This is a genomic window from Pseudoalteromonas sp. (genome assembly GCF_041613455.1).
Classification (GTDB): Bacteria; Pseudomonadota; Gammaproteobacteria; order Enterobacterales; family Alteromonadaceae; genus Pseudoalteromonas.
The window spans coordinates 1-2,778 of sequence record NZ_JBFJHD010000309.1 but is presented as its reverse complement, the minus strand read 5'-3'; the positions used below and the strand labels follow the sequence as shown (position 1 = coordinate 2,778).

Genomic DNA, 2,778 nt, shown 5'->3' with positions numbered 1-2,778 from the left:
TCATCGCGATAGCACATAACCAATGAAGCATCTAAGCCAACCAAGGGCGCATTGATATCGTTAAGTTTATTTAAAAACTCGGCGGCATTTTTAGCGGTCACTTTAAACTCGTGCAAAAAACCTTTCACATGCTGCGGCTTACCGTTTGGTTTAAACGGCAATAACATTGGCTTTTTACCCAGTTGCGTAATGAGCGTAATAAAACTTTCCACCAATTCCGCTTCATAAAAACTGGTAAACGGATCTTGTACTATGAGAACATAGTCGCTTTGCTGCTCGTTGGTTAAGCTATTCAATAATTCAAAATCAAACGTGTGTGTTTTATTAACCCGTTGCTTAAGGGATGGCGAACTTAATAGTGGCGTGTCGACATAGCCAACAGATTTTTTAATGATATTACTCACTAAGCTGGTTTTAACCAATGGGTTAATAATTTTGGCAAACCTAGCCATGAGCGGTGCACTTTTTTCTATATTTCCAACTAGGTAATCTTTGAGTGGTCGAGCGTAATAACTGTGGTAATAATTTAAAAAGCGCGCACGAAAAGTGGGCACATCTACTTTTATCGGACACGCCGTGGTACAGGCTTTACACGCTAAACATTCATCCATTGAGGCTTTTACTTCGTGTGAAAAGTCATAAATACCTTTGTTTTTATCACGGCTATGAATGAAACGCTCCCACCAAGTGATCACCTCACCTTTGTTGAGTTGTTTTTCAACATCGAGTAAATCTATGTTTTTCGTTTCTTGTAAACGTAACCATTCGCGCATTAAACTGGCGCGGCCTTTAGGTGAATGGCGTCGGTCGCCAGTGACTTTATACGACGGGCACATCGGTGACTTTTCATCGTAATTAAAACATAAACCATTGCCGTTACAGGTCATGGCATTATTAAAACTGGTTTTAACGTCAATCGAAATTTGCTTATCGAAATAAGAACGCTTTTGGCCATCAACACTCACTAGTGAGTCTTCACTATCTATAGGCGTGCATATCTTACCTGGGTTAATTCTGTTGTAGGGATCAAAGGCCGTTTTTATTTTACGTAATTGGGTAAATAAGTGCTCGCCAAAAAACGCGGGGCCGTATTCACTGCGATAGCCTTTACCGTGTTCGCCCCACATTAAGCCACCATATTTAGCGGTGAGTTTTACCACTTCATCAGAAATAACACGCAGTAGTTTTTCTTGCTCAGGATCGCACATATCAAGTGCAGGTCTTACATGTAGTACGCCTGCATCAACATGGCCAAACATACCATATTGTAAATTATGGCTGTCGAGTAAGGCTCTAAATTCAACAATGTAGTCGGCTAAATTTTCCGGCGGTACCGCGGTATCTTCAGCAAAAGCGAGGGGTTTTTGATTACCTTTAACGTTACCTAATAATCCTACTGACTTTTTACGCATAGCGTAAATTTTTAAAATGTCGCTTTTATTACTGGTGAGCTGATAACCAATAACGCCATTGCTTTGCTCTGCAACACACTGATCTAACTGTTGGCACAGTGACTCGACTTTATCTTTAATGTCTTCAGGCGATACGGCATTAAACTCAACCATGTTGAGCCCTTGCATATCTTTATTAGGTACGTCGGTTATTAAGTCCGATACTGAATGCCAAATAATATCTTCGCGGGCTAAATTTAATACTTTACTGTCGACCGTTTCTACTGATGTAGCACGCGCATCCACTAAAAATGGTGAGTGACGCAAGGCAGAATCAAAACTGTCGTACTTAATATTGATCAGTGTTTTAAATTCAGCAATGGGGGTTAAATTTAATTTTGCCTCGGTGACGATACCTAATGACCCTTCGGAGCCGGTGATAAGTCGGCTCATATCAAAAGTAAGTAAGTCATCACTTAGTATATGTTCTAGATCGTAGCCGGTTAAAAAACGGTTTAATCGTGGGAACTTAGCGAGTACGGCCTGACGTTCGTTAAGGCCAATATCTAATACGGTCTTATATATATTACCAATTAAAGAATCTTGCTCCGCTAAAACTTTGGCTTTTTCTGTTTCGATTGCCGCGGTGCACATCGGAGTGCCATCAAATAAATAAGTGGTTAGGCCTAAAACATGGTCACTGGTTTTACCATATACCAGCGAACCTTGCCCCGATGCATCGGTGCTGATCATGCCGCCAATAGTTGCCCTATTACTGGTAGATAAGTCGGGAGAAAAGAAGAAACCATACGGCTTTAAAAAATCATTAAGTTGATCTTTTATCACGCCAGTTTGTACGCGTACCCAGCCTTCTTCGATATTTATTTCTAGAATTTCTCGCATATAACGCGATAAATCAACAATAATACCTGGGGTCAATGATTGACCATTGGTGCCAGTGCCGCCGCCACGCGGACCAAAAGTAAGTGACAAATACGGATCACGCGATGCAATTTGTAATGCCAACTGGATATCTTTTTCGCTTTTCGGAAAAATAACCCCTTGTGGTAATTGCTGATAAATACTGTTGTCGGTCGCTGCGGTTAAACGTGTCGCATAACTGGCATCGGTATCTCCGGCAAAGCCTTGATTTTTAATTGCTGTTAAATAATTTGCGACAAGCTCGGTCGCGGCATCTTGTTGTGTAATTGTTGCTATCATGACGGCGATAATTTAGGGCATTTGGTCAATTATATCATGGTGATGGCTAATAGAAATTGAAGAATGTACAGTTTGTAACACTTCTTTGCACGATTTAATTTTAATTGCAATTATACTCATGTTAACGCAATTATTATTGATCACTACATATGGCTGTTATAAGGAG

At 40.5% G+C, this 2,778-nt stretch carries 1 protein-coding gene; it reads right to left on the bottom strand.

The features are described from left to right. On the bottom strand, positions 1 to 2,612 hold a 2,612-nt coding region (locus ABYB02_RS16380), incomplete at its 3' end, for an FAD-binding and (Fe-S)-binding domain-containing protein (RefSeq protein ID WP_372763438.1). Between the last annotated feature and the right edge of the window lie 166 nt (positions 2,613 to 2,778).